The organism is Nocardia sp. SYP-A9097 (assembly GCF_009649815.1).
In the GTDB taxonomy this organism is placed as follows: Bacteria; Actinomycetota; Actinomycetes; order Mycobacteriales; family Mycobacteriaceae; genus Nocardia.
The window spans coordinates 47,695-74,459 of record NZ_WJIC01000018.1; the positions used below are offsets into that span (position 1 = coordinate 47,695).

Below are 26,765 nucleotides of genomic sequence, written 5' to 3' on the forward strand. Positions count from 1 at the left end.
TGTCTTCGATTGAGGAGGGCTTATGCCTTCGGTGATTGTGATCGGTGCGGGGTTCGGGGGGCTGGGGATGGCCTTGGAGCTGCAACGGAATGGGTTTCGGGAGGTGACCATTCTGGAGCGGGCCGGGGATTTGGGTGGGGTTTGGCGGGAGAATACGTATCCGGGGGCGGCTTGTGATGTGCCTTCGCCGTTGTATTCATTCTCGCGGGAGCCGAAACCCAAATGGCGGCAACGGTATTCGAGGCGGGATGACATTCTCGCTTATGTGCGCGGGGTGGCAGAGCGGCATGGGCTGTTGGAGTCGATCGTGTTCGGGGCCGAGGTGACCGAGGCCGAGTTCGATGAGGGCACGGGGCAGTGGACGGTGCGGACCGCCGACGGGGGTGCGCGGACCGCGGATGTGCTCGTGTCGGCGGTGGGGCAGTTGTCGCGGCCCGCCATGCCGGACATTCCGGGGATCGGGAGCTTCGAGGGGAGCTCATTCCACTCCGCGCAGTGGGATCACGAGGTGAAGCTGGCGGGAAAACGGGTGGCCTGCATAGGAACCGGGGCCAGTGCCATTCAATACATTCCCGAGATTCAACCGGATGTGGCCGAATTGACGCTGTTTCAGCGGACGGCGGCCTGGGTGCTGCCCAAATACGACACCGACTACAAGCCGGTGCATCAGCGGGTGCTGCTGCATGTGCCGGGATTGCCTGTGGCGGAACGCTTTTACTGGTGGGTCCTGGCCGAATTCGTAGCGCTGGGTCTGGTCGAGTTCCCCGGTATCGTGCGCGGGGTATCTCGAATCGCACAGAAACACCTCGAAGACCAGGTCACCGACCCCGAACTCCTGGCCGAACTGACCCCCGACTACCCGATCGGCTGCAAACGCGGCCTCTTCTCGAACGACTACTACCCCGCGCTGACCCAACCCAATGTGCACGTGGAGACGACCGCCATCAGCGAAATCGTCCCCGAGGGCATCCGCACCGCGGATGGGTTCGTCCACGCTGCCGACGTAATCATCTACGGCACCGGCTTCAAAGGCACAGAGTTCTTATGGCCCATGAAGATTCGAGGCCGGCACGCCCGCAACCTCTCCGATGTCTGGTCCGAAGGCGCCCACGCCTTCCTCGGCATGACGGTCCCAGATTTCCCCAACATGTTCCTCATCTACGGCCCGAATACGAACGTGGGCGTCGGCTCCATCATCTACATGATCGAATCCCAAGCCCACTACATCCGCCAGGCAATCCAACTCCTCGCCGAAAACCCCGGCCACACTCTGGAAGTGAAGTCCGACAACGAATACGCCTACAACAGCGCCCTCCAACGCCGCCTGACCCGCACCCCCTGGAACTTCTGCACCAGCTGGTACCGCACCAAATCCGGCCGCATAACCAACAACTGGCCCGGCACCACCCACAGCTACCGCCGCCGCACCCGCCAACTCCACCTCTACGACTACAACCTCACCGCCACCGACTAGCCACCAACACTGTCTTTGATCAGATGTAGCAGCTCGGCCCCGATGCCGGGAGCCGCCGCTACCGTATGCGCGGCGGCGAGGCTGTGCGGGTCACCATTCGAGTCCGTGACGAGAGCACCGCTTTCCTTGGCGATGAGCACACCCGCGGCCATATCCCACGGCTTGTTCGAAAGCAGCACACAGGCATCGGTTCGCCCCTCCGCCACCCAGGCCAAATCCATTGCGGCAGAACCGAACATACGCACCCGTTCGACCTCCACGGCCAACGCCGAAGTGAGGGCCATCCGGCTTCGGTTCTTCACCTCCGCCCCGGCCCCGACGGCGTAATCACCGATCGAGACGATCGCCCCGGACAGGGATACGGCACCGCTCGCCCGAATCGGCCGCCCATTGCGGAACGCCCCCGAACCAGCGGACGCGAAATACTCGAGATCCAGGAAGGGCGCCCCGATCACCCCTAACACCGCACCATCGCCGCTGACCAACGCCAGCGAAACCGCACACAGCGGCAACCCATGAATGAAGTTCGAGGTCCCATCGATCGGATCCAACACCCAGCTATACCGATCGCGCTCCCCTATCGCCGCGTCCTGCCCATTTTCCTCTCCCCGGAATGCGATCTCGGGAGTCGCATCCGCAAGGAACTCCTGGACGATCTCCTGAATGCTCACGTCGAGCTCGGTGACAAAGTCACGATCGCTCTTCGCCGTCACCACCCCGGGTTCCGAAGTCCTCAACAGCGCACACCCCTGAGCAACTGCCGACCGCGCGACCCCCAGCAGCTCGACCATATCCGTCATCCGCTGACCCCATCCTGAGCATTCATCCACATGGTCTCGAAGACCTCCGCAAAAGTGTCGAACAGCCCGCGCCGATCAGATCTTCGCGCCACAAAAGTCGGTGAGTCGACACCGCGTGCGGTAGGCAAGTACGGCTGCACGACACAAATGCCCGAATCGACCAGGGTGATGTTGTATCTGACCGGTGCATCGTAGATCCGAATGGAGATCGACCCGGCCGCCTCGCCAGGCAGCCTCGCCCGGATCCCCGCCAGCGTCCGAATATTGAGGTCGGTGAGACTTCTCAGCACACCGGCGGCGTGTCCTTCCTCGCTCTCGCGGTGACGGATATGCACGCCATCCGGATCCAGGAACAGGCATCGGATATGCGTGCCCGCACGGACGAGGGCGAGGATGTCAGTGTCCGAACACTGCTGGCACAGCAGGTTCAGCGAGAGACCGGCCATGTCGATGCGCTGAACATCCCGGAACAGCTCCTGCGGGGGCAACGCCCTGAGGAAGTCCATCCTGCTCAGGTACACGGCCTCGACTCCCGCGACCTGATGCTGCTCCGCGTCGATGCCGGCCCGCGACTCCGGTCCCGAAATCCGGTGTGCCGGTGCACCAATCCGCTCGGAGTGCTGATCGAACAATTCGCCGATCGACCATTCGGGGAACATCGCCTGCAGGATTCGGCAGTGATGCGGGTATGGCAGTCCGCTCAGATCACCCGCGAGCCATCGATAGAACTGTGCCTTCTTCGGACCACAGCCCACGAGTTCAGGATCGACGTGGCGCGCCAGCCGGTCGTATTCGCGGTTGAACGACGAGACCGTTTGCAAATGCCGTTGTTGCAGAAGCGCTCTCAATACCGTCGCCATATCGCCCCTCGCTCGGACGTTACCGAGTCACCTGCTGAGCGGTTGGCCGATATTGCCACCAGGATGCGTGCCGAGGCTGTCGTCACTCCTAGCCTCGGCCACTTCGATGGTAGTACCCCAATTGCGCTGATTCAGGTTGTCGATCTGATCACTGTCGAGCCGCTGGAAACCTTTGCGCGGTGGATTATTCCGCCGGATGCTACATATGAGATGCGGAGTCGGTGATGGTGGCTACCAAGATAATTCGGTGCAGCGGCGGGCTGAGTCTTTGCCTTCCACTTGGAGGGTGGCGTGTTCTATGTGGAAATCGTTGGCTAGGACTTGCTGGGCGGCTTGGAGGACTTGGTCGGTGGAGTGGGTGGGGGCCATTGTGATGTGGGCCGAGGCTACTTCCATGCCGGAGGTGAGGGTCCAGACGTGGAGGTCGTGGACATCGGCTACGCCGGGGATTGCTTGGAGGGCGGACGCCACCTGTGCTACGTCGAGGTCTTCGGGGCTGTGCTGGAACAGGATTCGCAGGGAGCGTTTGGCCAGGATGTAGGTGCGAGGGAGGACCCAGATGCCTATGGCTACGCCGATGATCATGTCGGCGTAGCGCCAACCCGTGGTGATGGTGATCAGGGCGGAGAGTAGGACGCCTACCGAACCGATGAGGTCGGCGAAGACTTCCAGGTATGCGCCGCGGACGTTGAGGCTCTCCTGGGCTCCGGAGCGGAGTAGGAGGAAGGAGACGATATTGGCGAGGAGGCCGAGGGCACCGACCACCAGGACGGGGATGCCGGGGACTTTCGGGGGTTCGCTCAGTCGACTGATCGCCTCGTACAGGACGTAGATGGCCACGGCGAACAGGAGCAGGGCGTTGGCCAGGGCGGCAAGGACTTCGGCGCGGTAGTAGCCGAAGGTGCGGGTGTAGGTGGGGCGGCTGCGGCGGGCCAGCAGGATTGCCGAGAGGGCCATGGCGATGCCGACCACGTCGGTGAGCATGTGGGCGGCATCGGAGAGCAGGGCCAGGGAGGAGGTCGCGATGGCGACTATGAACTCCACCAGCATGAAGACCAGCGCAATACCGAGTGCGAGGACCAGGCGGGTCAGGTATTTGCCCGAGGCGCTCTCGGGTGCGACAGCGTGCGAATGATCATGCCCCATAGCGCCTCAACATATGCGTAGTTGCGCATGTATGCAGAAATTGTGTGGATCTGACGTAGGTCTGCCTGGGCACTCTCGAATACACGGCAGACTGGTGTGCGTGACCGATTCGTCCCAGACTCGACGCGCCAAGCCGGACCGGCAGCACGGGTCCGTACTTCCGCACGGTCCGCTGCGGCCCATCGAGCTCGCCACCGGCGCGGTCCTGGGCGGCGCCACCGTCGGACTCGTGACCGTCGGCTCGCTGGTGCCGTTCGCCGCCGCACTGCAATTGGTGGCCGCGGTACCGCTCGGCCTGCTCGCACACCGGCAGCGACTGCGCGCCATCGTCACGGCGACCATCGCCGGAACCCTGGTGACCTTCGTCGCCGCCGGACTGATCCCCGCGACCAATTTGGTCGGCGTGGCGGTGATCGGCGGGATCATCGGAATCGTCAAGCGGCGGCACGGCGGCCTCCCCGCGGTGCTGGGACTCTCCACGCTGGCCGGACTGGTGTTCGCATCGTTCTCCGTCGGAATGCTGCTGCTGTTCTCCCGGACCCGTCACCTGCTGTTCGACAGTATCCGCAACCTCGCCAAGGGCGTGGAAGATCTGGCGGCGCGCCAAGCGGCATTGGAACCGCTCGGCCGGAATATCGCCGGTTACACCGATTCGGTCCTGCACTGGTGGTGGGCCTGGATCGGCGGCGGCATCATCGCGGCCATGGTCGTGAGCGGAGTCGTCTCATGGTTCGTACTCGGCTCCGTCCTGGATCGGCTCGCCTGGCTACCCGGACGCGATGATCTACTGGACGCGCCCGCCGACGACCGCCCGGTCGCCCCGCTGCCGGTTACCTTGCGGCAGGTCACCTTCCGATACCCGGACACCCACACCGATGCCCTGCAGGGCATCGACCTCACCGTGCGGATCGGTGAATTCGTGGCGGTGGTCGGCCACAACGGCTCCGGAAAGTCCACGCTCACCAGGATTCTCGCGGGCCGCCCACCCACCGGCGGCACCGTCACCCGCCCAGGTTCGGCCGGACTCGGCGTGAGCGGCGGCACCGCGATGGTGCTGCAACGACCCGAGAGCCAAACCCTCGGCGTACTCGTCGCCGACGATGTGGTGTGGGGCCTGCCCACCGACCTCGCCGCAGAGGTCGATATCGACGCGCTGCTCGGCGAGGTCGGCCTCGCGGGCATGGGCCGGCGCGAAACCGCCACCCTCTCCGGCGGACAACAGCAAAGGCTCGCGGTGGCAGCGGCTTTGGCGCGCAAACCCACCCTGCTGCTCGCCGACGAAGCCACCTCCATGATCGATCCGGAGGGACGGCGCGACCTCGTCGCCCTGCTCGCGGAGCTACCGCGCCGGCATCCGATGGCGGTCGTCCTGGTGACCCATCACGAGGCCGATGCCGCCGCGGCCGATCGCGTCGTACATCTGCGAAACGGACGAGCCGTCGACCACCTGCCCGCCTGGCCACGCCCCGTCAGCGCCCAGCGCAGCCGGCCCATGGGTGACACCGTGCTCGAACTGCGCGACGTCCGGCACACCTACAATCGCGGAACCCCTTGGGAGGCACCGGCTCTGCACGGCATCAACCTGTCCGTGCGACGCGGTGAGGCGCTGCTGATCGTGGGCGGCAACGGCTCGGGCAAGTCCACCCTCGCCTGGATCATGACCGGACTCACCATCCCCAGCGGCGGCGATTGCGAACTACGCGAATACACCGGCACCAAACCCTCGCACAAGCGAATCGGCGCGGTGCAGTTGGCATTTCAGCATTCCCGGCTGCAATTACAGCGCCAGACCGTCGGCGCGGAGATAGAGGATTGGGGCGGGCGCGGCACCGCCGCCGTCGCCCGCGCCCTGGACGCCGTCGGCCTGGATCGCGCACTGGCCTCCCGCTCCATCGAATCCCTCAGTGGCGGACAGGCCAAGCGCGTGGTGCTGGCCGCCATCGTGGCCAGCCGCCCACAGGTGGTGGTGCTCGACGAACCACTCGCCGGACTCGATCCGCAAGGCCGCGCGGGTGTGGTGGAATTGCTTGCGCGACTGCGGGATTCGGGCCTGACCCTGATCATCATCTCGCACGATGTCGCCGATACGGCCGCCGTCTGCGATCGCATCGTGCACCTGCGTGACGGTCACCTCATCGAAAACGACTCTTCCCCAGTCCATTCCGGCGCCCACGCGGCACACGATCCGATCGGAGGGCGGCGATGAGCAGCGTCATTCTGCGCGAGGTACCGACCGACAGCCCGGTGCATCGACTCTGGGCGGGCACCAAGATGATCTGGGTCTTCGTCTTCAGCGTCCTGCTCATGTTCACACCGTCCTGGACGCTGCTGGGCATCGGCACGGTCGTATTGATCGTGATCGGACTGATCGCCCGGCTACCACTGGGCACCCTCCCGCGCTTCCCCTGGTGGGTCTGGATCGGCATTCTCATCGGCGGGGCCATCAACGCGCCCGTGGGCATGGACGCGCTGCTGCGCTACACGCAGATCGTGCTGTTCGGCTTCCTGCTGCTGGGCGCGAGCTTCATGGTCGCCTGGACCACCCCCATGGGCGAGGTCGCCCCCGCACTCGCGAAACTCGGTGCGCCACTGCGGCATATCGGCTGGACCAGGCACGGCGTCCGCCATCGCATCCCGGTGGACGAGTGGGCTGTGGTGATCGCATTGACCCTGCGCGGACTACCGCTGCTGCTGGAGGAGATGCGGATTCTGCGCGCCGCGCGCAAGCTGCGGCCCAAGGATTCGCTGCTGCATCAGGCCGCGCAGAACCCCCTGGTGGATATTCTCACCGCCGGCCTGGCCGTCTCCAGCCGCCGGGCCGGTGAACTCGGCGAGGCCATCACCACGCGCGGCGGCACCGGCGAATTGACCGCACAACCCGGCTCGCCGGGGCGGGCGGACGTTGTGGCACTCATTGCGCTGGCGGGCATGTGCGCGATGGGCATTGCGAGCGAACTGCTTTTCTGAGGCGACACTCGAGTCATAAATGATTCGACCTGTCGGTGGGGCGAGCTACCGTGGTCGGTAGCAGTGGGGTTGCGCAAACGCACGGGGGCTCAACACGTTTCCGCTCGGCAGGGAATCGATTGTGTTGGGCGTGTGTTGCCCCGAAACCTGATGAAGATTGGACAATCAATGAAGTTGCGCCAATTCACGGCAGTCGCCGCGCCCATCGCTGCCGCCGTCGCAATCGCGAGCTCCGGTGTGGCACATGCCGATACCGCCATTCCCGAGGTCGGCTACTCCGCCGACCTGGTCGGGAACAATGTGATCACCACCCTGACCAATGGTGTGTTCGAGCTGTCCGGCAAGTCGGTGAATGTCAAGGACACCGCCGGTAATACGGTGGTCAGCCTGCCGCTCACTTTCCGGCAGGACGGGGTCGAGTACACGATGCCGGCCATGCTGGCCGATAGCGCGCACACCCTCGATATCACCGCGATCAAGGATGTCTCCTCGGCCCGCCCGGTCGAGGTACAGCCGATCGCCTCGCCCACCGAGAACTCGCTGGCCATGCAGACCTTCAGCAGCCAGTTCGGTATCGCCACCGCCATCGGCGCCTTCATCGGTACCGCCCTCGGCGCGCTGGTCGGGCTCACCGGCATTGTCGCCGGTCCCGGCGTCGTCGCCAGCGTGATCGCCGGTGCGGCGATCGGCGGCATTATCGGCACCCTGGTGGTCGGCGGTCCGGCACTGCTCGTCGCCGGTCTGGATCTGGTCGGCACGCTCACCGCGGCACCCGGCACCACGAAATTCAACGAGAAGAAGTAAACCGGTACGAAATCCGTTGGGGCGCGCGGCGTGCGCCCCAACCGGTTTCAACCCGCGATACAGCCGGCGGGTGCCGGGATTCCGGCGAAACGGTCACCGAGAAAATTCATCGCGCCGATGGATTCCACCGCGGCTGCCGGATTATGGCCCGAAATGCCGGAGTGCAAAACCGTAATATCCGCTCCCAGCGCGCAATAGCGATCCGCCAGGGCACTGAAACCCTCGACGGGAATCACGTCGTCGGCATTGCCGTGATACATGTACAGCGGCACATCCGGGGCGACCGCACCCAATTCCTGCCGCTCGGTGGCGGCCTGAAATTGCGGATGCCACAGTAGATTCGGCGTATCGGAGTACTCGTCCATATGCCGGTTGAGATGTCGCAGCACCAGATCCGCGCCACAGGCCGAGGACTCCTGCACCAGCAACTCCCGGCCCCGATCGTTCAGATCCTCCGCCAATCCCGATCCGGGATCGATACGCGCGAAGGTCACGATCATGAGCACCGCCAACCCGGCCTGGATGCCACCGTCCACCCTGCGGGCTATTGCCGCGATATCGGCGGGCACACCACCCGCGGCCGCGCCCGAGAACCACAGCTCCGGTGCGTAATCCGCGCGCTGCTGCATGGCCCACAGCGTGGCGAACGCGCCACCGGAGTAGCCCCACGCCCCGATCGGACTGTCGGAGGTAATCCCCACCGGCGCAAAGGATTTGGCCGCTCGCACGCCGTCCAGCACCCCGCGCCCCGAGTTCACGCCATCGAAGAAGCGGGACTGCGGCCCCTCGTAATCGGAGACCACCACCGCCCACCCGCGCAACAGCATGGCGGTCAGGAACGGAATATCGAGTGCCGTATTGACAATCGAGAAGTCCCGCCCGCCGCGCAGCGCGAACGAGGGTGCGCACCGGGTCCCGAGACTGTCCTCCGCCACCTGATACGACAGCAGCGGCCGCCCGCCCCCACCCAGCCAGGGGATCGGCGGCGTCATCACGGTGGCGACATCGGCCACCGCCGCGCCCGACGAATCCGTACTCCGATACTGCAATTGCCATCCGGTCACCGGCAGTCCCAAGCCCAATATCGAGATCGGCCGCGAATTCAATACCGCCCCATTGCCATTGGCCGCCAGGTCGGCGGGGGCCGCGTAGAACGGATCCGCATCCGGGATCGGAACCACTTCCACTTCGGCCCGCGCCCCCGGCATGATCAGCGCCGCCACCAAAACGCTTGTGAGCCCGGCCGATCCGGCTCGCCACAACAGGTTCGCCCACCTTCGACCGCGCTGCGGCCCGAACCGCTTCGACAGTAGGCTTCGGATCGTATTCGCTCGCGAGGATCCTCCGAACTCGGCCGCGTCATCGCACCACATAACCCGCCTCCAGCGTCGAATCACCTACGCTCCCGAGGATTTCGCACAGCACGCCGACCGGTATCTCCAGCGCATCGGCCCCCCAAGTTACTGCTGCGCATACCACCAGGTCAACGGCGTCCGCGTGGCGTAAGCGCGGCGTTGCGCGAGACTCGCGGCGGATTCGGGCGAATCAAACAGACCGGTCGCTACTGAACCGGTGGCGGGAACCCGTAGAGCGCTACCGATGTGCGACGGCGGGGCGACGGGAGGCAGCGGGGCGACGGGCGGTGGAGCTGGCTCGCTATGAGAAAGGTCCAGCATTGGCGGACTGGATCTGTTTTCGCGGGCCAGTGGGCTGGAGTATGGGGAAATGTTGGTTCGCAGGTTGGTCGCCCTCTATGTCGGGTTGTGGTTGTACGGGTGGTCCATGGCGGTCATGCTGCGGGCGGCGCTCGGGTTGGATCCCTGGGATGTTTTTCATCAGGGAGTGGCCGGGAATGTGTCGGTGAGCTTCGGGACGGTGGTGGCGATAACCGGTGCGGTGGTGCTGCTGGCGTGGATTCCGTTGCGGCAGAAGCCGGGACTGGGGACGATCAGCAATGTGGTGGTGATCAGCATTGCTGTCGATGTGGGGCTGAATGTGCTGCCGCAGCTCGACGGGTTACCGCTGCGGATCGGGGCCATGGTGGCGGCGGTGCTGCTCAATGCGGTGGCCAGTGTGCTGTACATCGGCGCCGGAATGGGGCCGGGACCGCGCGATGGCCTGATGACTGGACTGGTTCGGCGGACCGGGCGACCGGTCTGGATGGTACGCACCAGCCTGGAGGTCACCGTGCTGGCGGTCGGCTGGATACTCGGCGGCAGCGTCGGCGTCGGCACACTGGTGTACGCCTTCGGCATCGGGCCACTGATCCACGTACTCATCCCCTACGTCGACCGCTACCTCCCCGGCTTCCGGGATGTGCACGGCACCCGGGACGAAACTCTCAGTCGGAGTCCGGAATCCAGGCCGGATGCCATAGTCGCCCAGCCTCTGTCCAGTTCATGAAACGCACCGTGCCGGTGAGCTTCGGGCTCACCCAGGCGGCCTCCTTGCGCTCCTCGGCGCTGAGTTCATTGGCGAACGGGCTGTTCTTGCGCTCGAGGCGATCGAGCTGGGCGGCCAGCTCGCTCATCTCCCGTTCGCTGAATCCGGTGCCGACCCGGCCGAGGTAGTACAGCTCGCCTTCGTGCCACGCACCCACCAGCAGCGAGGCGAATTGCCGATTCTCCGAACGCCGGAACCCGCCGATGACCACCGGTAGCGTGCGCCAATTCCGGGTCTTGATCCAGGATTGCCCGCGCTTACCCGGCAGGTAAACGGCATCGCGCCGCTTGGCGACCACACCCTCGGTCCCTCGATCCTGACTCTCGCGCAGTGCTTGCGCACCCGAACCGGCCAGGTGCGGCGGAACCAGCAGGGACGGAGCCTGTTTCGCGAGTGCCTCCAGCACCAGACGACGATCCGCATAGCGTTTGCGCACCAGCGAGGTGCCGTCCAGATGCAGTACATCGAAGGCCACGAAGACCGCGCGTCGCGGATCGGCGCGCAACAGCCCGAGATTCGCCACACCGTGATCGTCGAAGACCACCGCCTCACCATCCAAAAGCACCCGGTGGCCGGATAATTCGCTGCCGAGCACCGCCAATCCGGGATAGCGGGCGGTGACCACGTGCCCGGTGCGGCTGCGCAGAATCACCGCACCACCGTCGACTTCGACGAGCAGCCGGAAGCCGTCCCATTTGGTTTCGAAGGCCCAGTGTTCGGCATCGAGGGTCGTGACATCACCCTGGGTGGCGAGCATCGGGGTGAGTCCGTGCGGTAGCGGCACCTGTGCACGCGGCCGGGAATCCTGGTGCGCGCCATGGGTTTCCGCGCCATGGTCGGCCTGATCCTTCATCAGGTGCATGAGCCACTGATTCCCATTCGTCTGGATCAGCGCGTACCGCCCGTCCAGCCGCTCACCGCGCAATCGGACGATGACCTCGTCGTCCCGCCACTTCTCGGTCTCGTACGTCCCGGTATCCCAGATATCCATCTCCCCGGCCCCGTACTCCCCCTTGGGAATCGAGCCGTGGAACTCCAGATATTCGAGGGGATGATCCTCGGTGTGCACCGCCAGCCGATTCTCATGGGTGTCGATGGGTGGACCCTTCGGAACGGCCCAGGACACCAGCACCCCATCGCGTTCGAGTCGCACGTCCCAATGCAGCCTGCGCGCTCGATGCTGTTGAATCACATAGCGATTCCCATCGGACGGTGCGGGCGGCGCGGCGGGCACCGGTTCGGGCGTGCGCTCCGCGTCACGCATGGAGCGATAGGTCTGCAACTTGTCCGCGGACTGCCCCGATGCGAGCGGCTCATCCAGCCCGGCGAGCAGATCCCCACTCTCCTGGAAACGCCGCAGTACCTCTTCGAACCGCAAGTGCCGCAACTTCTTCCGCTGTTCGATCTCCTCCCAGCCACGCGGCGCCGCCACCCACGGTTCGGCCCGCCCGCGCAGCGAGTACGGCGCGATGGTCGTCTTGGCCATATTGTTCTGGCTCCAGTCCAGCAGCACCTTCCCGTCGCGCTCGGACTTGGCCATATTCGCCGTCACCAACTCCGGCCGCAGCTGTTGCAGATTCGTCGCCACCTGTTTGGCGACGGCGGACGCACCGGTCGGCCCGATCTCCCGGTCCAGGGGCACATAGACGTGAATCCCCTTGGAACCACTGGTCACCGGATACGCATCGAGGCCCACTTCGCGCACCACATCGCGCAGTATCAGCGCCACCTCCGCGCACTGCGCCAGACCCGCGCCCGGCCCGGGATCGAGATCGAAGACCAGCCGTGTGATCGGCCCGCGCTCGGCCCCGTCGAAACGCCATTGCGGCACATGCAATTCCAGTGCGGCCTGCTGACCAAGCCAGGCCATACCCGCCACCGAGTCGATGAGCGGATACACCACCGGCCGATCCGAGTGTTCAATGGTGCGCCGAACCAGCCATTTCGGCGCGTGCTCGGCCAGATTCTTCTCGAAGAACGACCCCGCCTCCACCCCATTGGGCCAGCGTTTACGGGTGACCGGCCGCAGTGCGATATGCGGTAGCAGCGCCGGGGCTATCGCGGTGAAATAGTCGATCACCTGCCCCTTGGTGGTACCCGTGGCCGGATACAGCACCTTGTCGAGGTTGGTGAGCCCAACCTCGATACCCCCGAAATCCCGCCGGGATCCCATCACAGCAGTCTAGAGCCGGATGCCGACAATCCCCGGCATCCGGCGACCTCGCACCAAAAGCAAACGGGCCGTTCGGGTCACCGGCGCGATAGGCACCGGAGCCGAACGGCCCGCATCGACCTGTCGGAACTACGCGGGCGGCTGATCCCCCGGCGCGGGTTCCGGAGCCGGAGCCGGTTCCGGTGCGGGTTCAGCCGCGGCTTCGGCCGGTGCGGGCTCGGCGGCGGGCGGGGTGGCCGCCTCCGCCGGAGCATCGATCGGAATGGCGTTCTTCACCGCCGCCGCACCCTTGCCGATCTGCGAGGAGTACTTTCCCCCGGTCTTGTCATTGATCACACCGCCGGCCTTGTCGACCGCGCTCTCGATCTTCTCGGCGTTCTGGGCCGCCACTTCCTTGCCCTTGCCGACCAGTCCCTTGAGCGTGTCCATCAGACTCACAGTCCCTGCTCCTTCACTCTGGGTCTTCGGTCATTCGCGCACATCTTCCCACCACGTATCCCCTGATGGGAGCCCAATCGGGTCGATCCGCTGTCCCGGCTTGGGCACGGCGACCGTGGTCTCCGCGTCGCGAGCCGCCGCGACCATCCGGCGAACCGGCTCCGACCAGCCGTGGAAGGCCAGATTGAAGGTTGCCCAATGAATGGGAACCAAAACCCCGTATCCGGGATCGCCGACACACAGATCGGCGTGTGCGCGCACCGCCTCCTCAGGATTCATATGCACGTCCGGCCAGTGCCGGTCGTAGGCGCCGATGGGAAGGAGAGTCAGATCGAAGGGGCCCAGCCGCGCGCCCGCCTCCGCGAACGCCTTGGTGTACCCGGTATCGCCGCCGAAGTAGACCCGGCGGGTCGGACCGGCGATGGACCAGGACGCCCACAGCGTGGTGTTGCGCACCAGACCGCGACCGGAGAAGTGCCTGGCCTCGGAGCAGGTGATGACCAGATCGGTACCGTCGGCGTGCGCGCGCTCCACTTCGGAGAGGGAAACCGAAGAGCCCCAATCCAATTCGACAATGCGCTCGGTGGGCACATCCCAGTGCCGCAGGTGCGCGCCGATGCCGATGGGCACGATGAAGACCGCGTCCTGGGTTTGCACCAGCGCCTCGACGGTGTCGCGGTCCAAATGGTCGTAGTGGTCGTGCGAGATGAGCACCGCGTCCACCCGCGGCAATGCTTCCAAGGGTGTGGGCACCGGATGCAGCCGCGCCGGACCGACCAGCGACGACGGCGAAACCCGTTCACTCCATACCGGATCGGTGAGCACCCGGTAGCCATCCACCTCGACCAGGCAGCTGGCATGCCCATACCAGGTGACCGCGAGATCGGCGGGCTGCTCCGGTACGACGGGCGTCTCGAGCGGGATCCGCCCCGGCGGCCTACCCGTATTGCTTTGTGTCAGAAGCTGATACAGCAACTCCAGCCCGGAACCGGTGAGCTGTGAACTCGGTTCGGTGTTGTGGAATTGGTTGTTCCGATAGGTTGTCGCCCCGGTCGCGGTGGGCGCGATCGCAGTGATCGACGCGCCGATGGCCTTGGGGATACCCCATGCCGCCCGCACCACCCAGGAGATTCCGAACGCACCCGCAGCCATACCAGCCAGTCTCCGCGCATTCGCGCCCACGCGCTCGCCGTTCATCGACCCAGGAACCTCGCGGTGCGCTTCTCCGCCCGGGCCGCGCGCGCTTCCTGCGCGTCATCGCTGGCCCAGGCGGCGGCCAGGGCGGCCCGCTGTTCGGCGGTATCGTCACCGCGGGTGCCGTCGTCATTGAAGACCAGCTTCATATGCCGCAGTGACAGCGGCGCGAGTTCGGCGATCTGTTTGGCCCACATCTGCGCGTCGGCGAGCGTGCCGATCTTATTGGCGAAGCCGAAGTTGTAGGCATCCTCCACGGACACCCGCTCCGCACCCAGCAGAATGGTGCGGGCCGGACCCGGACCGATCAGCGAGGATAGTCGCCGCACCGTCCAACGATCCACGGAGATACCGAGTTTCGCGGCCGGAATGGCAATGAACGAATCCGGGCTCATCACCCGCAGGTCCGAGGCGATGGCCATTTGCACGCCCGCGCCGAGTGCACCGCCGTTGATGGCGGAGATCACCGGCACCGGGGCGGTCTCGATGCTGCGCAGCATGCCCAGCAGTGCGCTCAGGAAACTGTCCGAATACACCCCATCCAGATCCGCGCCCGCGCTGAACAGTGGGCCCGCACCGGTCAGCACGATCACCCGAGCCGACCGTGCGGCCTCCTCGATCGCGTCGCGCAACAGCCTCACGAGTTCCTCGTTGAGCGCGTTCCGCCGTTCTGGACGCTGCAATTCGATGGTGACGACGTCCCCATCGCGACTTACTCCGAGCATTTGTCCTTCCCCACTGTGCTACGTACCCATGGACATGTTCACTGTAAGCGGGCGTACCGTCGGGTCCGTGACAGCAACACCCGATGTCGACATCCTGGTGATCGGTGCGGGCCAGGCCGGATTATCGGTCGGGTACCACCTGCGCAGGCTCGGATTACGGCCCGAACAGGACTTTCTGATTGTCGATCACGCGCCGGGCGCGGGTGGGGCGTGGCAGTTCCGCTGGCCCTCTTTGACATTGAGCACAGTGAACCGGGTGCACGATCTGCCCGGTATGTCCTTTGCGGCGACACTGCCGGAGGGGTCGGAGAACGCGCAGGCGGCCACGGCGGTACCGCATTACTTCGAGTTGTACGAGAAGCGATTCGATCTGCGGGTGCATCGGCCGGTATCGGTGAGCGTGGTGTGCGATCGGGCTACGGCGGCGACCTGTCCGGATGCGGAGGTGGACGGGTTGTTGCATGCGGAGGTGCGGCCGATGAGCCTCGGCTACGCGGACCGGTCGGTCGTTGAACCGGTCGTGGACAGCGGTATTCGCACCCGCGGGCTCATCAATGCCACCGGAACCTGGGATAAGCCCTTCATTCCGTTCTATCGCGGAGCCGACAGCTTTGCCGGACGGCAACTGCACGCACACGACTATCGGACCGCCGCCGAATTCGCGGGGAAACATGTGGTCGTGGTCGGCGGCGGTATCACCGCAATCCAACTGCTGGACGAGATTTCGCGGGTAACCGGTACCACCTGGGTCACCCGCCGCGAACCTGTCTTCCGCGACACCCAATTTGGTCCCGACGCCGGACGCGCGGCCGTGGCCATGGTCGAGGACCGCGTCCGCCGCGGCCTCCCGCCCGGCTCGGTCGTCTCCGTGACCGGGCTGCCCGAAGACGATCGCGTCCGCGCCGCCCGCGCCCGCGGTGTGCTGGACCGCCACCCGATGTTCGATCACATTGAACCCAATGGAATCCGCTGGGCCGACGGCACATTCGAGGAGGCCGACGTCATTCTCTGGGCGACCGGATTCCGCAGCTCCCTCGATCATCTGGCTCCACTGCGCCTGCGCGGGCCCGGCGGGGGCATCACCATGACCGGGCAACTCGCCACCCAGGTGGCGTCGGACCCGCGTATTCATCTGATCGGCTACGGGCCCTCCGCGAGCACCATCGGCGCCAATCGCGCGGGCCGAGCCGCCGCGGTGGAACTCACCAAATATCTGGGGCTGCAAACGGATTGATCCCTACGAGGTGGCTCCCGGATTCGGGACGATACCGAAGCGGATCAGGCTGGCGGCGGTGTCGAGCAGGGACTGCCGGACGGGGCGCATGGTCCAGCCCAGGTCATCGGCGGCCTTGGTGGAGCTGACGTTTTCGGTGCGGCCGAGGTAGCGCGCGGCGGTGCGGGCGGCCGGATTGAAACGGGCGGCCACGCGGACCAGCCAGTTCGGGAGTACGCGAGTCGGGACACGGTAGGAATCGGCGAGGATTCGGGCCATCTCGGGCAGCGAAACCTGGTCTCCCGCACAGATGTAGCGATTGCCCGCGGCCCGCGGCAGTTCCATGGCGAGGCGGTGCGCGATCGCTACGTCGCGGACGTCGACCACAGCGAAACCGAAGTCGGGGACACCGGGCATCTCCCGGGCCAACAGCAAACGTACGGCATCGACCGAGGTATTGCAGGCCGCGCGCTGGATCGGACCCAGAATCATGCCCGGATTGATCACGGACAGTTCGAGTTCCGGATGCACGGCCGCGAAATCCCATGCGGCGCGCTCGGCCAGGGTCTTGCTCTTTTCATAAGCGTTGCAGGCGTTGACATCCGACCAATCGGCCTCGGTATTACGGTGCTCCTGATTGCCGATCATGACCGCGGCGACCGAGGAGGTCAGCACCACCCGCTCCACCCCGGCGGCCGCCGCGGCACGCAGCACTCGCAGTGCGCCGTCGACGGCGGGGCGGACCAGCTCGTCGGCGTGCTCGGGTTCGGCGACCGGAAAAGGGGAGGCGGTGTGCAGTACGAATCGGCAGCCCGCGACGGCTTCGGCCCAGCCCGCATCCGAGTCGAGGTCGGCCTGCACGAATTCGACTCCGGTCAGCTGGGTGAGCTCCGCGGCCTTGGCCGTCGATCGCACCGTGCCGCGCAGCCGATACCCCTGACCTTGCAATTCGTCGATGATATGGCCGGCGAGATAGCCCGAGGCACCGGTGACGAGAACGAGATCCGACATGAGCCGACTCCAATCTGAGCAGTGTTTAGAATCTAAACAATGTATAGATTCAAGGGCGCGCCCAAGTCAACCCCTTACGCTCATCCCATGCCGACCAAGGACCGCTACCACCACGGAGACCTCCGCGAGGAGTTGCTGCGCGCCTCGCTGCGACTCATCGAAACCGAGGGATTGACCGCGGTCAGCCTCCGACGCGTCGCCCGCGAAGCCGGGGTCAGCCCCGGCGCGCCCTACCACCACTTCACCGACCGCGCCGCACTACTCGCCGCCCTCTCCGCACGCGGGTTCGAACAGCTTGGCGCACAAATGATTTCAGCCCGGGACCAAGCCGCCAACCCACGCGAGGCCCTCATCGGAATGGGCGTCGGCTACGTGCGATTCGCCCGCGACAACCCAGCCTACTTCCGGCTCATGTTCCGGCCCGAACTCTACGAAGCGGACAAACACCCGGACGCGTCTTCAGCCGGCGATGCCGCCTACGCGGTACTCGAAGCAGCCATAGCCGAAGCCACCAGTACCGACGCCCTCCCCTCCGAGGACATCGACACCCTGGCGGTCGCCCTCTGGAGCCTGGCCCACGGCCTCGCCTCCCTCACCGTCGACGGCAAACTCGAATTACGCTCCGCCCAAATGGGAACCACCGCGGCCGAACTCTCCGACCGCGTCACCCGCCTCTTCACCGAAATGATCAACAGCCGCCGGCCGGAGGCCTAGCGACCATCAGTTCCTGGTCGACGCGCGACGCCCCGCGGAGAGGCGTCGAGGGTTTCGGAGTTAGGCGGGGACGTCGACCTGGAACTGGTCGGGATCGGGGCCTATGCGGGTTCCCTTGTCCAGGGCGGTGATTCGCGACATCTGGTCGGGGGTCAGTTCGAAGTCGAAGATCTCGAAGTTTTCGGTGATGCGGGTGGGGGTTACCGATTTGGGGATGGCTACGTTGCCCAGTTGCATGTGCCAGCGCAGCAGGACCTGGGCGGGGGTGCGGACCTGGTCGGTGGCGATGGAGAGGATTACCGGGTCTTCGAGTTCCGCGCCGCGGCCCAGGGGGCTCCAGGCTTCGGTGATGATGCCGTGCTCGGTGTGGAAGGCGCGTAGGTCGTGCTGGGCGAGGTAGGGGTGCAGCTCGACCTGGTTGACCGTGGGGGTTTCTCCGGTCTCCGCGATTACGCGCTCCAGGTGGGCGCGGGTGAAGTTGGAGACGCCGATCGAGGTGACTCGGCCTTGAGCCTTGAGAGCTTGCAGGGCGCGGAAGGTGTCGACGTACAAACCGGAGTCGGCAATCGGCCAGTGAATCAGATAGAGGTCCAGCACATCCAGTTCCAGGCGCTTCATGCTCTCGTCGAAGGCGCGCAGGGTGGAGTCGTAGCCCTGGTTGCGATTCCACAGTTTGGTGGTGATGAAGAGTTCATCGCGCGGCAGACCGGAATCCGCGATGGCCCGGCCCACCTCCGCCTCATTGCCGTAGACGGCCGCAGTATCGATGCTCCGGTACCCGACCTGTAGTGCGGCAGCCACGGTGTCGACCGTGTTCCCCGCCTCGACCTTGAACACGCCGAAGCCGAGCTTTGGCATCACATGGCCGTCATTGAGGACGATCGCGGGAACTGCGCTGGTCTCGCTCCGGTAAGTCACCATTCCGACCGTAGGAGCGGCACACCCGGGCGTCAACCACGCGCCCGCGCGTGTCAGCCCCGATCACCGAATGTGAGCGGGCCAACTATCAGCGACCAGGAATCGGCCGAGCCGGCCGCGGCGCCGGTGGTCAACGCCGCGGCCGCGACCGCTCCGATCGTGACGAGACGAGCAGTTCGGCGCACGGAAACCTCCGCGATCAGACCTCGCGAAGCAATCGCATTACGCCGCAAGCATTTTCATCTATTTCGCTACGGTCCGCCAGTTGGGCGCGGTGATTCGGGCGGCAGACCCAGGCGGCGGTAGCGGTTGTGACGCACCGAACGGAGCTCATCCAGGGGTGCGGCGGTGAGCTCGGCTACCTCGGCGGCAATGGCGGCGACCATACGCAAGGCGAAATCCACGGGTTCGTCCGCCGCGTCCGGGTATTCGGGGACGATACCGTCGACTATGCCGTTCGCCTTCAGCTCGGTCGCGCGAATACCCTGCGCCGCCGCCATTTTCGAAGCATGCAGGGTATCGCGGTAGACGATCGCGCTCGCACCCTCGGGCGGCAATGGAGCGAGCCAGCCATTGGCGGCGGCCAGCACCCGGTCGGCGGGGAGCAGGGCGAGTGCGCCGCCGCCGCTGCCCTGACCGAGCAGAACCGAGACCGTCGGGGTGTCGAGCGTGACGAGATCCGCTATGCAGCGGGCGATTTCGGGGGCGAGCCCCCGCTCCTCCGCCTCCCGGGACAGCGATGCGCCGATGGTGTCTATCACCAGGACCAGCGGCACATGCAGTTCGGCGGCCAGGTGCATGGCGCGGCGGGCCTCGCGCAGGGCGGCCGGACCCATGGTCTGCTCCGGCGACTGACCTGCGCGATCATGGCCGAACAGCACGCAGGGCTGACCGCGCAGGCGGACCAGGGCGTGCACGACCGTGCGGTCCGCTTCACCTTGTCCGGTGCCGGACAAGGGAACTCGGTCCGTGGCGTGGCGGAGCAGTTCACGAATGCCGGGGCGGTCACCCCGCCGGGAGATCAGCACCGACTGCCAGGCCGGCACATTGTCACCCACCTGCAGGGCCGGGCCGCGCAATTCGTGCCCGGACTGCAGAATCCCGACACCGCTGTCGAAATCGCGTGTGCTGCCATCGAATTCGGGCAGCGGCTGCGGGCCGTCACACAGCACGTTCAAGGCTCGGTGCGCGATCCGGCGGAACACCGAGACCGGCACCACGCCGTCGATCACGCCATTGTGGTACAGATTTTCCGCGGTCTGCACCCCTTCGGGGAAGCTGCGCCCGTACAGCGCCTTGTAGACACGCGGTCCCAGGAATCCGATCAGCGCGCCGGGTTCGGCGAATGTCATGTGCCCCAACGATCCCCACGAGGCAAAGACGCCACCCATGGTCGGATCGCGGAGATACACCAGATACGGAAACCCGGCGGACCGGTGCACCGCGATCGCACCCGCGATCTTCACCATCTGCACGAAAGCCACTGTGCCCTCTTGCATTCGGGTACCACCCGAGGTCGGCGAGGCCAGTAGCGGCAGGCCCGATTCGGTTGCCCGCTGCACCGCCGAGACAATCCGCTCGGCCGCCGCCACCCCGACAGACCCTGCGAGAAAAGCGAATTCGCACGCGATCACGGCCACCCGCCGCCCGCGCAAGAGCCCCACACCGGTCAGCACCGATTCATCGGTACCGGCCACCAGCTCGGCCGTATCCAACTCCGCCCGATAGGCAGCGGAGGTCGCCACAGCGACCGGCGGTCGATCCCAGCTCTCGAAGGAACCGGGATCGAGCAATTCGCCGAGCAAATCCCGCGCCGAGATCTTCACGCGCGCGAGCATAACCGGACCCCGACATTGCTGCGGGCAACGTCGAGGGCCGCGTCGTATTGCTAGTAGCCCTGCACGACCTTGCGCAGCGCGTACTCGGTGACAGCGACCAGCGCCTGCTTCACCGGTTCCCGGCGACGAGCGTCCATCGACAGGATCGGGACATCGGCGGGCACCGCGAGCGCCTGACGAATGTCCTCCACCGGATACCTTGGCGCATCATCGAATTCATTGATCGCCACCAGGAAGGGTAGGTTCCGGGCCTCGAAGTAATCGACGGCGGCGAAACTGTCCTCCAGGCGGCGAGTGTCGACCAGCACCACCGCGCCGATGGCGCCGCGGATCAGGTCGTCCCACATGAACCAGAAGCGGTACTGGCCGGGCGTGCCGAACAGATAGAGCACCAGATCATCGGCCAGGCTGATACGGCCGAAGTCCATCGCCACCGTGGTGGTGGCCTTGGACGGAACACCCGTGAGGGAGTCCACGCCCACACTGGCATTGGTCACCAGAGCTTCGGTGCGCAGCGGAACGATCTCCGAGACGGCACCTACCAGGGTCGTCTTACCCACACCGAAGCCACCGGCCACAACGATCTTGGCCGACGTGGGCTTGCTGGTGCGCGTATCGACCTGTGTCGTCGAATCAAATACGCCGGAGTCCACTGAGAACCCTTTCGATCAGCTCGCGACGTTCATCGTCGCTGGAATCGTCTTTCAATGTCGCCGAAACCCGTACATGGCCGGCTTCGATCAGATCAGCGACCAGCACCCGGGCAACCCCGATCGGGATACCCAGGCGCGCGGCGACCTCGGCGACAGACGGCGATTCTCTGCACAACTCCACGATTGACGTCTCGATGTTGGTGAGTTCGAACTGCCGCTCGAGGGCGACCGGATGCGATGCGACGAGCGCCTCCAACGCCAATTCCACCTTCGGCCGGGTACGACCGGCAGTCAGTGAATACGGGCGGACGAGGCTCGGCTCGGCGCTACCGACGCGTTCGTTGTCTATGTCCATCCCGCCATCAGGAACCCATCGTGACGCGAGGTGTGGCCTGGACTGTCTGGCCAACTCGCTCGACCAACAACGCCATTTCGTATCCAACCTGTCCGATGTCACATGAGGTATTCGTGAGCACCGCGAGGTAGGAACCGTCGCCGACGGCCATCAGGAGCAAATAGCCATGCTCCATCTCGACCACCGACTGCAGCACGGTGCCGCCCTCGAACAGATTCGACACGCCCACCGACAGGCTCGCGAGGCCTGCGGTGACAGCCGACAGCTGCTCGGCGCGATCCACGGGCAGCTGCGCGCTCGCGGCCATCAGCAGACCATCCGCCGAAACCAGAACCGCATGCGCAACGCCCGGAACCTCATTGGCGAAATTCGAAACCAGCCAATCCAGCTGACGCTTCGTACCACCTAGATCGGGGTTCATCGGTCTCCTTTATCTCCGGTTAGGTTCATTTCTTTCATCGCACGGCCATCCCGGACACCCTGCTGATGCCGACTCAGACTCGACCTGATGGATTCTGGGTCGCGATGAGCCGCCTTGTCAGCATTTCCGTTCACACCGCCCGGCACGAGCCGGTTACCCGGATCACGCTGCGGCAGACCCACCGCGGTACGCCGCTGCGGTTCCGCCTCGATGGCGCGCTGCGCGGCCTGCCAACCCTCATCACCCGGTGACTCGAAGGACGAGTCCACCTGGGATCGCTCGGCACTCGGGTCGGACAGCCACGCCGACATCATCTCAGCGAAGATCGGCGTACCCGTCGACGGCTCGGACTCACCGGCCGGTTGCAACCGGGTCTGGAAGAACGAGGCCGCCTTCTGCGGATTCGAACGGAAGCTGTGCCGGCCGCGATCCTTCGGATCACCTGAATCACCCTGTGTCAGACCGAGACCCGGCAGCGGAGCCGGCCGCTGCGGCAAGCCCGCACCCGGATCACGCTGCGGCAGACCACTGGGAGCCCGCTGCGGAAGACCGGGAGCACCCTCGCGCTGCGGCAAACCACCGGTCGAATCCCGTTGCGGGAGACCACCGGGAGCCCGCTGCGGCAAACCACCGAACGCGGCTTCCTGCTGCGGTGTGCCATTGCCACCGGGCGCACGACGCGGCAGACCACCACCGGCTTGATCGGCTCCACCACGCTGCGGCAAACCATTGCCGGCATCCGCTCCGCCACCCCGCGCTTGCTGCGGCAAACCATTCGAGCCCGGCTCACGAGTCGGCAGACCACCGGCGGCGGAATCCCGCTGCGGCAACCCAGCATCCCGCTTCGGCAGACCATGGCGACCGGTATCCCGCTGCGGCAGACCACCCGCGGCCGGATCACGCTGCGGCAGACCACCAGACTGATCACGCTGCGGCAGACCACCAGACTGATCACGCTGCGGCAACCCACCGGACGCATCGCGCTGCGGCAGACCACCGGCGGCGGGGTCCCGCTGCGGACGGTTCGTCGGACCCGAATCCCGCTGCGGGAGAGCGGTCGAACCAGGCTCGCGCTGCGGCAGACCGCCCGCGGCCGGATCACGCTGTGTCAGACCACCCGAGAGCGAGTCCGCGCCCGGACGCTGCGGTGGCTGCGGCCGGTTCGCCGGACCGGAGTCCACGCCACCCGCTCCGCCTCCCCGCGCTTGCTGCGGCAAACCACCCGCTGCGGGATCACGCTGCGGCAAACCACCCGCTGCGGGATCACGCTGCGGCAGACCACCCGCGGACGGATCACGCTGCGGCAAACCACCCGAGAGGGCATCGGCCCCGCGCTGTGGGAGACCACCCGAAGCGGAGTCGGCTCCACCGCGCTGCGGCGGCTGCGGCCGGTTGGTCGGACCCGAATCCCGTTGCGGAAGACCACCCGAAGCAGCCTCACCCGCTCCGCCTCCCCGCGCTTGCTGCGGCAGACCATCGCGCGAAGGCGCACCGTTCCGGCCCGGTTCACGAGTAGGCAGCCCGCCCTGAGCGGAGCGCTGCGGCGGCAGGCCGACGCTGGGCTCACGACCCGGTGCGCCATTGGCACCCGGCTGACGCGTCGGCAGACCACCGGGAGCCGAACCATTGGACGAATCCGCTCCGCCGCGCTGCGGCAGACCGTTCGACGGATCCCGAGGAGCCAGACCATCACGCTGCGGCGGTACCGGACCGCGCTGCGCCAGACCGGACTCACCCGGACCACCCTGGCCGAGACCGTTGGGGCCGCCGAGACCGGACTTGCCGGGACCACCGGGACCACCCGAATTACCGAGACCACCCGGTGCTCCGGGGCCACCCGGACGCTGCGGCATTCCACCCGGTGCACCCGGACCGCCTTGGCGGCGAAGCATATTGGCGGCGAGACCGCCACCCGGTCGCGCCGGACCATCGCCTGGCTGCCGCTGCGGCAGATTCGCGCCCGGCTGTGCGCCCGGCCCGGCCGGACTGTTCGCACCGGGGTCACGCTGGGGTAGGCCACCCGGTCTATCCACCGACGGCGTGGCCACGGAGTGCTTCATGGTCGGGCCGTTCACACCCGGCTGACGCTGCGGCAGACCACCACCGAGCCCGCCACCGGCGGACCCGCCGGCACCGGGCAGACCGCCCGGAATAGCGGTGCCGGGCGCGCGCTGCGGCAAACCGGTCGAGGCACTACCCGAGGCGGCGGCCGGAGCGGGCGCGCCGGGCGCCCCCGCCGGAATCGGCCCGCTCCCACCGGGATCCACCGTGACCATGACATTGCCGGTCGCGGTGCGGGTGACCGCACGGGTCTGCATGGGCGACGGCGCACCGGCCTGGCTGCCCGCACCCTGCTGCTGAGCCGGGCCCGGCTGCTGCGAATTGCCCTGCGGCGGTACCGAAATAGCTCCGCCCGCGGCCACGATGAGTGGCTTGGGCACATGCACCGTCACAGTGACGCCGGGATCGCGAGCGGTATCGAAGGTCGGGCGCAGTCGAACGCTCAGGCCGTGGCGCTCGGCCAGGCGGCCGACCACGAACAGACCCATATGACGCGCGGTGTCCGGACCGACCTCGGCCGTGGTCTCCAAACGCCGGTTGATCTCGGCCATTTCGGCCGGGGGCATACCGATACCGCGATCCGCGACCTCGATGAGCAGACCCTGATCGTGTGCCTGCGCGAAGGTGAACTTCACGTCCGTCTCCGGCGGCGAGGCACGCAGCGCGTTATCGAGCAGCTCGGCGAACAGGTGCGCCATATCGGAGGCGGCCGGTTCGGTCAGTGAGCCACGGGGAGTCGCACCCAGCTTGACGCGCTCGTAGTCCTCGACCTCGGAGATGGCGGCCCGCAGCACGTCGGCGATCTCGACCGGAGCCGATTTGGTGCGACGCTGTTTGGTACCGGCCAGAATCAGCAGGTTGTCACCGTTACGCCGCATACGCGCGGCGAGATGGTCCAGGCGGAAGAGGTTTTCGAGCAGGCGCGGGTCCTTCTCGTCGTACTCCATCGCCTCGATGAGCGAGAGCTGATGATCGACAAGCGACTTCGACCGTCGTGCCAGCGTCTCGAACATATCGTTGACCTGCGAACGCATGGACGCCTGATCGGCGGCCAGGCGCAATGCCTGCCCGTGGATATCGTCGACGGCGCGCGCCAGCTGACCGATCTCCTCGGAGGTGTGCACCGGCATCGGCTCGAGCGGTACGTCCTGCGGATCGGCGCCCTCGCGCAGCTGCGAGACCTCCTGCGACAGGTCGTATTCGGCGACGCGGAGCGCGGCCAAGCGCAGTCGGCGCAGCGGGACGATCATCGCGCGCGCGATCAACACGGCCAGCGCGAGCGCGCCGAGGATGGTGGCGATGACGATCACCGAGTAGCGAATGGCATCGGTGCGCGCGGTGTTCGCCAGCGAATCCACCCGGGACACAATGTCCTTGGTGGAGTTGTTCACGATCGTTTGATAGATGCCGAGGCTCTGCGCGAGCGCATCCTTCAGATCGGCGATCGGCAATTGGCCGGAGCTGGCCTGTGCGCCGGTGGCCAATTGCAGGCGGGTGTCGACGAGGCGATTCAGGTCCGCGATCGACGCGTCGCCATCGGGGAAGCGATGGGTGAGCACGCCGAGCATCTGACGCTCGGTATTGGCACTGATGGTGAAGTCGCGCAGGCCGTCCTTGGTATTGCCGCGCAGTGCGTCCGCGAGACCGGCGATCTGACCGATCATGATGGCGCGGGTGTTCAGCGCGTCGACCAAGCGCAGCTTGGACTGGTCCACGGTCTTGTCAGCGACCGAGGCCACAATGGTCTCGACCGTCCGGACACTGTTTCCGCGGATCTTCTCGATGGCGGTGGTGGCGTCGCTGACCTGTTTCGAGGGCGCCAGACCCTGCGCCTTGATCGCCTTGGCACCCGCGATCATGTCGTCCAGGGCGGCCCGCGCACTCGGAATATCGCTGACCCTGGCCGCGGCCTTCTCGGCGAATTCGATCGAGGTCTGCAGCGCCTGCAACTCCGGTTCGGAGGTCAGCGACTGGGTCGGGGTGATCATGACCATCTGGCCACCGGCCACCTGCGCGGAATTGGCACTGAGGCCGGTGATCGCGGGAATGACCCCGACATGATCGACAGCGGTCGACAGGCGGCTCGCATCGGCGAACTCCGCCGAGATCCTGGACGCACCGAGCACGACCGCGACCAAAAGCGGGACGGCGAGTACCGCCGTCACCTTCCATCGCAGGTCCCAGTTGCTCAGCGCCCAGCGCTTATTGCTGCCGGACCTTGCGGCGTCACGCATCTCCCACTCACTTTCCAAACTGGCCCAAGCCACGCGCCATCAGCGAGCCTCCGCGATCGCACGCTGGGCTCGACAGACGGAACTGGCCGAGAACTGCGGCTGGCCGAGAAATTGCGTCCATGACGGCCGAAATATGTGACATGCGATTCTAACGGATCAATAACTTCTTGTGTGACCTTCTGGCAACCACCGGCCGCTGACCAGCCATTTGCAGGCAAAATCAAAGGTCGCGGCGTCCGCCCGGACGTCGCGTGAAGTCTGCCACAATCAGGCTGATCTATCGAGGCGGGCATCCATGCCCTTCATATGCGTGCAGCGGAGCTA

Annotated in this window: 23 protein-coding genes; 8 read left to right on the top strand and 15 right to left on the bottom strand. The window is 66.0% G+C overall.

The features are described 5' to 3' along the window. Positions 1 to 22: 22 nt before the first annotated feature. Positions 23 to 1,474 carry an NAD(P)/FAD-dependent oxidoreductase gene (locus GFY24_RS28730; RefSeq protein ID WP_153808246.1) on the top strand — a complete coding sequence of 484 codons (1,452 nt, stop codon included), beginning with the start codon at positions 23 to 25 and terminating at the stop codon, positions 1,472 to 1,474. On the opposite strand, the gene GFY24_RS28735 is transcribed toward GFY24_RS28730, so the two are convergent. Together GFY24_RS28735 and GFY24_RS28740 are read right to left on the bottom strand one after the other, a co-directional pair. After that, a complete protein-coding gene (locus GFY24_RS28735) occupies positions 1,471 to 2,274 on the bottom strand; it encodes an inositol monophosphatase family protein (RefSeq protein ID WP_153808247.1) in 804 nt (267 codons plus the stop codon). The two genes, GFY24_RS28730 and GFY24_RS28735, sit on opposite strands and share 4 nt — an antisense overlap. Continuing rightward, on the bottom strand, positions 2,271 to 3,095 hold the full coding sequence (locus tag GFY24_RS28740) for a DUF5919 domain-containing protein (RefSeq protein WP_228566733.1): 825 nt from the start codon (positions 3,093 to 3,095) through the stop codon (positions 2,271 to 2,273). Before GFY24_RS28740 ends, GFY24_RS28735 begins: the two co-directional genes overlap by 4 nt. Between GFY24_RS28740 and GFY24_RS41275 the strand changes: the two genes are divergently transcribed. After that, positions 3,096 to 3,359, top strand: a complete 264-nt coding sequence (locus GFY24_RS41275) for a hypothetical protein (protein ID WP_194853061.1) — start codon at positions 3,096 to 3,098, stop codon at positions 3,357 to 3,359. 6 nt (positions 3,360 to 3,365) lie between these two features. Here GFY24_RS41275 and GFY24_RS28745 read toward each other — a convergent pair whose 3' ends face one another. Continuing rightward, the gene (locus GFY24_RS28745) at positions 3,366 to 4,280 is read right to left on the bottom strand and encodes a cation diffusion facilitator family transporter (protein WP_153808249.1); all 915 of its coding nucleotides are present in this window, start codon (positions 4,278 to 4,280) and stop codon (positions 3,366 to 3,368) included. A gap of 172 nt (positions 4,281 to 4,452) precedes the next feature. Between GFY24_RS28745 and GFY24_RS28750 the strand changes: the two genes are divergently transcribed. The 3 genes from GFY24_RS28750 to GFY24_RS28760 all read left to right on the top strand — a co-directional run bounded on the left by GFY24_RS28750 (position 4,453) and on the right by GFY24_RS28760 (position 8,051). Continuing rightward, a complete protein-coding gene (locus tag GFY24_RS28750; protein WP_228566739.1) occupies positions 4,453 to 6,486 on the top strand; it encodes an ABC transporter ATP-binding protein in 2,034 nt (677 codons plus the stop codon). Then, positions 6,483 to 7,247 carry an energy-coupling factor transporter transmembrane protein EcfT gene (locus GFY24_RS28755; RefSeq protein WP_153808251.1) on the top strand — a complete coding sequence of 255 codons (765 nt, stop codon included), beginning with the start codon at positions 6,483 to 6,485 and terminating at the stop codon, positions 7,245 to 7,247. The genes GFY24_RS28750 and GFY24_RS28755 overlap by 4 nt, the downstream gene beginning before the upstream one ends. Positions 7,248 to 7,415: 168 nt before the next feature. Continuing rightward, complete coding sequence (locus GFY24_RS28760) at positions 7,416 to 8,051, top strand: ammonium transporter (protein WP_153808252.1); 636 nt, start codon at positions 7,416 to 7,418, stop codon at positions 8,049 to 8,051. A 47-nt stretch (positions 8,052 to 8,098) separates the two neighbouring features. Here the strand turns inward: GFY24_RS28760 and GFY24_RS28765 are convergent, their stop codons facing one another. After that, a complete protein-coding gene (locus GFY24_RS28765) occupies positions 8,099 to 9,274 on the bottom strand; it encodes a lipase family protein (protein ID WP_194853055.1) in 1,176 nt (391 codons plus the stop codon). Positions 9,275 to 9,776: 502 nt separating this feature from the next. Between GFY24_RS28765 and GFY24_RS28770 the strand changes: the two genes are divergently transcribed. Then, the gene (locus GFY24_RS28770) at positions 9,777 to 10,454 is read left to right on the top strand and encodes a YitT family protein (RefSeq protein WP_153808254.1); all 678 of its coding nucleotides are present in this window, start codon (positions 9,777 to 9,779) and stop codon (positions 10,452 to 10,454) included. Here the strand turns inward: GFY24_RS28770 and GFY24_RS28775 are convergent. From GFY24_RS28775 to GFY24_RS28790, 4 genes are all read right to left on the bottom strand, one after another. Next, positions 10,393 to 12,666: an ATP-dependent DNA ligase gene (locus GFY24_RS28775; protein ID WP_153808255.1), complete on the bottom strand. Its 2,274-nt coding sequence runs from the start codon at positions 12,664 to 12,666 to the stop codon at positions 10,393 to 10,395. The two genes, GFY24_RS28770 and GFY24_RS28775, sit on opposite strands and share 62 nt — an antisense overlap. Before the next feature lie 129 nt (positions 12,667 to 12,795). Then, positions 12,796 to 13,095, bottom strand: a complete 300-nt coding sequence (locus GFY24_RS43845; protein ID WP_153808313.1) for an antitoxin — start codon at positions 13,093 to 13,095, stop codon at positions 12,796 to 12,798. Between the two features lie 39 nt (positions 13,096 to 13,134). Next, complete coding sequence (locus tag GFY24_RS28785) at positions 13,135 to 14,256, bottom strand: MBL fold metallo-hydrolase (RefSeq protein ID WP_228566734.1); 1,122 nt, start codon at positions 14,254 to 14,256, stop codon at positions 13,135 to 13,137. 41 nt (positions 14,257 to 14,297) lie between these two features. Continuing rightward, positions 14,298 to 15,023 (bottom strand): enoyl-CoA hydratase, encoded by a 726-nt coding sequence (locus tag GFY24_RS28790; RefSeq protein WP_153808257.1) that lies wholly within the window; start codon positions 15,021 to 15,023, stop codon positions 14,298 to 14,300. A 34-nt stretch (positions 15,024 to 15,057) separates the two neighbouring features. Here GFY24_RS28790 and GFY24_RS28795 point away from each other — a divergent pair, with 34 nt between their 5' ends. Further along, complete coding sequence (locus GFY24_RS28795; protein ID WP_153808258.1) at positions 15,058 to 16,257, top strand: FAD-dependent oxidoreductase; 1,200 nt, start codon at positions 15,058 to 15,060, stop codon at positions 16,255 to 16,257. A 3-nt stretch (positions 16,258 to 16,260) separates the two neighbouring features. On the opposite strand, the gene GFY24_RS28800 is transcribed toward GFY24_RS28795, so the two are convergent. After that, on the bottom strand, positions 16,261 to 17,247 hold the full coding sequence (locus tag GFY24_RS28800) for an NAD-dependent epimerase/dehydratase family protein (protein WP_153808259.1): 987 nt from the start codon (positions 17,245 to 17,247) through the stop codon (positions 16,261 to 16,263). Between the two features lie 87 nt (positions 17,248 to 17,334). On the opposite strand from GFY24_RS28800, the gene GFY24_RS28805 reads away from it, so the two are divergent. Beyond that, entirely contained in the window at positions 17,335 to 17,961 is a 627-nt protein-coding gene (locus GFY24_RS28805; RefSeq protein WP_153808260.1) for a TetR/AcrR family transcriptional regulator, read from the top strand. Positions 17,962 to 18,021: 60 nt separating this feature from the next. Here the strand turns inward: GFY24_RS28805 and GFY24_RS28810 are convergent, their stop codons facing one another. From GFY24_RS28810 to GFY24_RS28835, 6 genes are all read right to left on the bottom strand, one after another. Beyond that, positions 18,022 to 18,882, bottom strand: coding sequence for an aldo/keto reductase (locus GFY24_RS28810; protein ID WP_153808261.1), 861 nt, complete (start codon positions 18,880 to 18,882; stop codon positions 18,022 to 18,024). A gap of 248 nt (positions 18,883 to 19,130) precedes the next feature. Then, a complete protein-coding gene (locus GFY24_RS28815) occupies positions 19,131 to 20,705 on the bottom strand; it encodes a carboxyl transferase domain-containing protein (protein WP_375336118.1) in 1,575 nt (524 codons plus the stop codon). A gap of 62 nt (positions 20,706 to 20,767) precedes the next feature. Continuing rightward, positions 20,768 to 21,370: an ATP/GTP-binding protein gene (locus tag GFY24_RS28820; protein ID WP_174562575.1), complete on the bottom strand. Its 603-nt coding sequence runs from the start codon at positions 21,368 to 21,370 to the stop codon at positions 20,768 to 20,770. After that, positions 21,351 to 21,725, bottom strand: coding sequence for a DUF742 domain-containing protein (locus GFY24_RS28825; RefSeq protein WP_067531005.1), 375 nt, complete (start codon positions 21,723 to 21,725; stop codon positions 21,351 to 21,353). Before GFY24_RS28825 ends, GFY24_RS28820 begins: the two co-directional genes overlap by 20 nt. Before the next feature lie 7 nt (positions 21,726 to 21,732). Next, positions 21,733 to 22,146: a roadblock/LC7 domain-containing protein gene (locus GFY24_RS28830; protein ID WP_029930951.1), complete on the bottom strand. Its 414-nt coding sequence runs from the start codon at positions 22,144 to 22,146 to the stop codon at positions 21,733 to 21,735. Further along, on the bottom strand, positions 22,143 to 26,441 hold the full coding sequence (locus GFY24_RS28835) for a sensor histidine kinase (RefSeq protein ID WP_153808263.1): 4,299 nt from the start codon (positions 26,439 to 26,441) through the stop codon (positions 22,143 to 22,145). The genes GFY24_RS28830 and GFY24_RS28835 overlap by 4 nt, the downstream gene beginning before the upstream one ends. Between the last annotated feature and the right edge of the window lie 324 nt (positions 26,442 to 26,765).